This window comes from Citrobacter sp. Cf072, from assembly GCF_030334485.1.
Lineage (GTDB): Bacteria > Pseudomonadota > Gammaproteobacteria > Enterobacterales > Enterobacteriaceae > Citrobacter > Citrobacter freundii.
On record NZ_JAOWDX010000037.1, the window covers coordinates 67,879 to 74,361 of the forward strand.

A 6,483-nucleotide genomic window follows, 5' to 3' on the forward strand; every position below is an offset into this window, starting at 1 on the left:
AACGCGTTTTCCGCGTTTTCTGGGCCTCGTAGCGAGGTACTTCGATAGTTAGCATTGCAAGTCGTGACAAGCGTCATTTTTTTCTATCTAAAATTGTTCAACTTAAAGTAAGACAAAAAGATCGGAATTCATTAGAAATCAAAAACCATCTAAGCATAAATTTAACTCTTAATAATCAATACCATATTATAATTTGTATGATTTTTTAAATCTATGCAGTATCGCCAAAATGTACAACTTTACTATCAAATCTAAACTTCTAAAAAACCCAAAAATCACATTTTAATATATAAATTTACATTCTGTAACATGTTTAACACTTGCTTTAAGATTTGTAATAGCTAGATTGAAATCAGTTGAAGTCCATTTGTTTTAATATTTTCACCCCGTTGGGTCGATATTTTATTTCTACACAGCAGTGCAACATCTGTCAGTACTTCTGGTGCCTCTATTTTAGTAGAGACAGCTGTCAGGTGTGCGACTAAAAAAGTGGAGTTTCATCATGTTTAATGAAGTCCATAGTATTCATGGTCATACATTATTGTTGATCACTAAACCATCCCTGCAGGCAACTGCGTTATTACAGCATTTAAAACAATCGCTGGCGTTAACCGGAAAACTACATAATATTCAACGTTCTCTGGATGATATTTCCTCCAGCTGCATTGTTCTACTGGACATGATGGAGGCAGACAAAAAACTGATCCATTACTGGCAAGATAATTTGAGCAGAAAAAACAACAATATAAAGACGTTATTGTTGAATACCCCAGATGATTATCCTTATCGGGATATTGAAAACTGGCCGCATATCAATGGCGTATTCTACGCAACGGAAGATGAGCAGCGTGTCGTCAGCGGATTGCAAGGTGTGTTGCGTGGCGAATGCTACTTTTCACAAAAGCTCGCCAGCTACCTGATCACGCATTCCGGGAACTACCGCTATAACAGCACGGAGTCGGCATTACTTACGCACCGTGAAAAAGAGATCCTTAATAAACTGCGTATTGGCGCCTCAAATATTGAAATCGCGCGTTCACTATTTATTAGTGAAAATACGGTTAAAACACATCTTTATAATCTTTTCAAAAAGATAGCTGTCAAAAATCGTACGCAGGCGGTCTCGTGGGCCAATGATAACCTCAGGCGATAAAGCCATGAAAAGCTATTTGTCCTGGATTGTGGCAGCAAATTTGTTCCTTGCTGCCGGGAATCTACACGCTGCTGTAGAGGTGGAGGTTCCCGGACTGTTGACTGACCACACTGTCTCTTCCATTGGCCATGATTTTTATCGTGCCTTTAGTGACAAGTGGGAAAGTAAGTACACAGGAAACTTAACCATTAATGAAAGGCCCAGTGCACGTTGGGGAAGTTGGATCACCATAACTGTCAATCAGGACGTTATCTTCCAGACTTTTTTATTCCCGACGAAAAGAGACTTCGACAAAATTGTGGTCTTCGCATTGGCAGAAACTGAGGAAGCATTAAATCGTCGGCAAATAGATCAAACGCTATTAAGTACGAGCGATTTAGCGCGCGATGAATTCTAAAACATGATTTAGTCCGGAGGCTTTCATGCGTGTCAAACATGCAGTGGTTTTGCTCATGCTGATTTCACCATTAAGTTGGGCCGGAAATATGACGTTCCAGTTCCGCAACCCTAACTTTGGTGGCAACCCAAACAACGGCTCTTTTTTACTGAACAGCGCTCAGGCGCAAAACTCGTATAAGGATCCGAGTGCTGGCGATTACGGGATTGAAACCCCATCAGCACTGGATAACTTTACCCAGGCAATACAGTCGCAAATACTCGGTGGCTTGCTCACCAATATCAATACCGGTAAACCGGGGAGGATGGTAACCAGCGATTTTATCGTTGATATCGCCAACCGGGATGGGCAACTGCAACTGAATGTCACGGACAGGAAAACGGGGAGAACGTCGACTATTGAAGTGTCGGGTTTACAAAATCAGTCGACCGATTTCTAAATTATAGCCACGAAAGGAAAAAATCATGCAGCGCTTACTTATCATGGTGGCAGTAATTTTACTCAGCGGATGTTTAACAGCTCCGCCTCAAGAAGCCGCTAAGCCGACATTAATGCCCCGGGCCCAAAGCTATAAAGATTTGACGCATCTGCCTATGCCTACAGGTAAGATCTTTGTGTCGGTATACAACATTCAGGATGAGACTGGCCAATTTAAACCTTACCCGGCAAGTAACTTCTCTACCGCCGTCCCGCAAAGCGCCACGGCTATGCTTGTCACCGCATTGAAAGATTCTCGTTGGTTCGTCCCTCTGGAACGTCAGGGGCTACAGAACTTGCTGAACGAACGCAAAATCATTCGTGCGGCTCAAGAAAACGGTACGGTTGCGATTAATAACCGGATCCCGCTACAGTCCCTGACCGCGGCAAACGTCATGGTGGAAGGGTCAATTATCGGTTATGAAAGTAACGTTAAATCGGGTGGTGTCGGTGCGCGTTATTTCGGTATTGGCGCCGATACGCAATACCAGCTCGACCAGATAGCGGTAAACCTGCGCGTAGTTAACGTCAGCACCGGTGAGATCCTGTCGTCAGTGAACACCAGTAAAACCATTCTGTCTTATGAAGTACAGGCTGGAGTGTTCCGCTTTATTGACTACCAGCGTCTGTTGGAAGGTGAAATTGGCTACACCTCTAACGAACCGGTTATGCTTTGTCTGATGTCAGCGATTGAAACAGGCGTTATCTTCTTAATTAATGACGGCATCGATCGCGGATTGTGGGATTTGCAGGATAAGAAACAAGTTGATAATGACATTCTGGTTAAATACCGCCATATGTCGGTACCACCAGAATCCTGATGGATCTTTACTGCATAAAAAGCGTGAGGAAAACCCTCACGCTTTTTTATTTACTGGTCAGCGTCGGCGATATTCGATTTTCACGGCGAGATGCCAGCCACAGACCACTGTTTTTCATCGCATAGCCGAATATCAGGCCCAGTACCAGTGACGGTACAACCAGTCGCCAGTCGCCCTGCCCTGCAAATGTTGCACATGCGCCAATAAAGGTGCCCGGTACAAATGAAAGCAACCATTGCTTTGCCTGGATACACATCAGAAACGCGACAATTCCCGTCATGACATAACCAATAATGTCCATATGCGGGGCAAGCGCGCTACCGTTAATAATCACCAACGCCCACACCACACCGCTTAGCAGCGTACACGCCGAGATCCACAGTCCTTTTAGCCCACCTTGCGGGCAGGCGAAATAGGCCGTGCACCCCAGAAAGCCAGCCCAACTGAGTAAGCCAAGAGAAACGGCCACCCATCCCCAGATCCCAGAGAGAATGCCCGTTGTGATTGCAATTGAGAGAAGTATGTTCATGCCGCGTATCTTAGCAGAAAAACGGCATAGGAATGAGATCGTGCACACAATTTATGCAAGCATATAATTTGCGTTGCAGTTTAAAGTGATTTAAATCACATTTATTCGTCAGTATCTTCCTGCAATTCGTCCCACATTGCACTAATGGCATCACGTGTTAGCGGCGCCATGGTACGCCAGAACGGCGTGTTTGCGTGCGCCTCAACTTTGCCAAGGAACGTACCACACCAGGGCAGCAGGTAGTCTACAAACAAGGTATCAAGCGCCTCACTTTCATCTTCCGCAGACTGGTCTTCAAGCCATGAAGCCGCCAGCAACAGCGTACCAATGTGATCTGCCGGCGTATCTGCCAGCGGCATGCCGCGGGCAGAAAGAAATGCACGAACATCCGATTCTTTCGCCCCTTCTACCCAGGCGCTACGATAAGGCGGCACAGCACACTCTTCACCGACAAACAGCGCATTGTAATCTGCAGCCAGTTGGGGCATATCGCAGCTCTTCTGCAGACGAGTGAGCAGTTCGTCCTGTTCCAGCGGCCAGTTGGCAGACAGTTTACCTTCACTAATTAAGGTAAACAGGGGAACCAGTAAAGGGTCCTGCGGTTGGCGATAAAACAGCGAGCCCAGTACACGACACAGGATAGAAAACTCGTTCATTGATATATTCCAGTTAGTAACAATTACAGTTCAGCAAATTCCGCGATCGGCTCCATGCCTCGCGATTCCAGAAATGCCAACAGGCGTTTAGGTGTGACGTTTAAAATTCTGTCTTCAGGGAAATTAACATCATCCAGGATTTTACGGCATTCGCCAAATTCTCCCAGCGTGAAAGCAGTATGTGAATCCGACCCTAATGCCACCCAGCCGCCAGCATCGCGCACAGCCGCAGCAACCGCACGACAATTATCCTCACTGCCCTTACGCGAATGCAAAAACGAAGAGTTATTGATTTCCAGTGCAACCTGGTACTTTGCCGCCGCCTGGGCAATTGCTGTAATATCAACCGGATACTTGGGATTCCCCGGATGGCTAATGATGTGCACATTACCGCTGGCCATCGTGGCTATCATTGCCTGGGTATTGGTTTCTTTATCGTGAGGTGCAAAAACTGGCTCATGGAAGCCCGCAATAATGAGGTCCAGAGAGGTAAACATCGGACCTGAACAGTCAATTTCGCCTTCAATATTCTTAATATTCGCCTCAATGCCGCGCAGGATCCCTACGCCATCTACAACACGTGGCCAAATACGCATATTGATAAAGTGCCAGTGGTGAGGCGCGTCCGCCATGTCCGGTCCATGATCGGTAATAGCAAACAGCTTGATGCCTTTGCGACGGGCTTCAGCGATGTAATCACTTAAGGTGCTGTAGGCGTGGGTGCTGGCGACGGTATGCATATGCAGGTCAACGGGATACATAACTCTCTCCTGTAGTCATTTTTCGTCAAGGATAGCAGGTATCGCCGCTATTTATTAGCTGAAACCCGGCATCCGCCGGGTTAGCATTAGTATCCCCGTACGCGATCGACCTGACCCGTTACGGATTTCCCGCTCTCAAGATCCAAAATCGTGCGGGAGATATAGTCCACCGCCTCCGCCGGGCGCGTTACCGCGGCAATATGCGGCGTCATTGCCACACGCGGATGTTTCCACAGAGGACTGGTTTCCGGCAGCGGTTCACGGCTATAGACATCCAGCATGGCACCTTTCACCTTGCCGCTGTCCAGCGATGCCAGAAGATCGTCTTCATTGAGATGAACACCACGCGCCAGGTTCAGCACGTAGGCGCCATCCAGCAATTGGCTAAGTAAATCAGCGTTAATAATACCTACGGTTTCTGCCGTATTAGGCAGGAGGTTGATAAGCACACGAGTTTGGCTCAAAAACGCGCCCAGTTCCTCAGTACCGGCGAAGCTTTCCACGCCAGACCAGGATTTACGCGAACGGCTCCAGCAGCGCAGTGGGAATCCCCATGCTTGCAGGCTTTCGGCAACTTTTGCGCCCAATACCCCTGCTCCCATGATCCCGACGGTAAACTCCTCACGAGTATATTCTGGCAACGGTTGCCATTTCGCCTGATTTTTCAATGCCTGATAATCATCAAAGCGACGAAACCAGTGCAGCACCTGACTGACCGCATATTCCTGCATTTGCAGGCCCATACCCGTATCTTCCAGACGGAAAAGCGGGATCGACGCATCCAACATTTCCGGATGAGCATTGAGTTTACTGAGAATAGAATCGACGCCCGCGCCCAGCGCAAATACGGCTTTTAATTTTCGTCCTGCGAGCATTTCAACCGGCGGATGCCAGACCAGCGCATAGTCAGCATGTGCATTATCACCCGCTTTCCACTCACGAACGTTTGCACCAGGTATTGCCTTTGCCAACGCATTAATCCACCAGGTCGTATCGAATGTTGGGTGATAGAAAATTATATCCACATTGTCTCCTGAACATTGTTGTGCGGAACTTTCTCGCACTTATTATCATCATTTTCCGAGGGAACATCAGAGTAGCAAATTTTAGGATGCTGGCAAAAAAAACAATTCCCGCTTATTTATGCTCCATGTTGCTTGAAGTTTGTGTAAATGCACATTTTTTTCAAAAAGTTGATTGACGACGGGGCTGTGTTTCCCCTACATTAGCGCCCGTTCCGGTAGCACAGGAACAACAATATGGTGAGGTGTCCGAGTGGCTGAAGGAGCACGCCTGGAAAGTGTGTATACGGCAACGTATCCGGGGTTCGAATCCCCGCCTCACCGCCATATCTTAAGAAGAGCTCGTACGCAAGTACGGGCTTTTTTTTCGTATGTTGCACAGCATGGCGGGGATGAGAAGCCCGGACCGGGTTCGACACAAAATTGCCAGGAGCAATTTTGAACAGCGCCTGCGCTGGCCCCGTAGGGGCGAGGCCCAGGGATGGGCCGAGTAGCGGCGCAGCCAGTTGGACAGACTGAGAGCATAGCGAACAGGCTGCCCGCAGGGCGAGCGAAGCGAGTCAATCCCCGCCTCACCGCCATATCTAAAGAAGAGCTCGTACGCAAGTACGGGCTTTTTTTTCGTATGTTACACAGCCTGGCGGGGATATCGCCCCGCTCAAGGTTT

General features: G+C 47.8%; 8 protein-coding genes and 1 tRNA gene. 5 read left to right on the top strand and 4 right to left on the bottom strand.

The genetic code is table 11. The annotated features are described in order from the left end of the window. Positions 1-502 precede the first annotated feature (502 nt). Genes csgD through csgG form a run of 4 tightly spaced genes read left to right on the top strand, consistent with a single transcriptional unit; the run spans position 503 to position 2,848 of the window. Positions 503-1,153: a biofilm master transcriptional regulator CsgD gene (gene csgD / locus OGX66_RS05725; RefSeq protein WP_003036091.1), complete on the top strand. Its 651-nt coding sequence runs from the start codon at positions 503-505 to the stop codon at positions 1,151-1,153. A 4-nt stretch (positions 1,154-1,157) separates the two neighbouring features. After that, complete coding sequence (csgE, locus tag OGX66_RS05730; protein WP_003036087.1) at positions 1,158-1,550, top strand: curli production assembly/transport protein CsgE; 393 nt, start codon at positions 1,158-1,160, stop codon at positions 1,548-1,550. Between the two features lie 25 nt (positions 1,551-1,575). Beyond that, positions 1,576-1,989, top strand: a complete 414-nt coding sequence (gene csgF / locus OGX66_RS05735) for a curli production assembly/transport protein CsgF (protein WP_003036084.1) — start codon at positions 1,576-1,578, stop codon at positions 1,987-1,989. A 25-nt stretch (positions 1,990-2,014) separates the two neighbouring features. Continuing rightward, positions 2,015-2,848, top strand: coding sequence for a curli production assembly/transport protein CsgG (gene csgG, locus OGX66_RS05740; RefSeq protein WP_003036082.1), 834 nt, complete (start codon positions 2,015-2,017; stop codon positions 2,846-2,848). Between the two features lie 46 nt (positions 2,849-2,894). On the opposite strand, the gene OGX66_RS05745 is transcribed toward csgG, so the two are convergent. The 4 genes from OGX66_RS05745 to ghrA all read right to left on the bottom strand — a co-directional run bounded on the left by OGX66_RS05745 (position 2,895) and on the right by ghrA (position 5,819). Further along, positions 2,895-3,377: a DUF1097 domain-containing protein gene (locus OGX66_RS05745; protein WP_044700707.1), complete on the bottom strand. Its 483-nt coding sequence runs from the start codon at positions 3,375-3,377 to the stop codon at positions 2,895-2,897. A 101-nt stretch (positions 3,378-3,478) separates the two neighbouring features. Further along, positions 3,479-4,033, bottom strand: a complete 555-nt coding sequence (locus OGX66_RS05750; RefSeq protein ID WP_003036073.1) for a TorD/DmsD family molecular chaperone — start codon at positions 4,031-4,033, stop codon at positions 3,479-3,481. A gap of 23 nt (positions 4,034-4,056) precedes the next feature. Then, positions 4,057-4,794, bottom strand: a complete 738-nt coding sequence (locus OGX66_RS05755) for a phosphatase (RefSeq protein ID WP_003836800.1) — start codon at positions 4,792-4,794, stop codon at positions 4,057-4,059. An 86-nt stretch (positions 4,795-4,880) separates the two neighbouring features. Continuing rightward, complete coding sequence (gene ghrA / locus OGX66_RS05760) at positions 4,881-5,819, bottom strand: glyoxylate/hydroxypyruvate reductase GhrA (RefSeq protein ID WP_016149909.1); 939 nt, start codon at positions 5,817-5,819, stop codon at positions 4,881-4,883. Positions 5,820-6,055: 236 nt separating this feature from the next. On the opposite strand from ghrA, the gene OGX66_RS05765 reads away from it, so the two are divergent. Beyond that, positions 6,056-6,143 (top strand) — tRNA-Ser (locus OGX66_RS05765). The last annotated feature ends 340 nt before the right edge of the window (positions 6,144-6,483 follow it).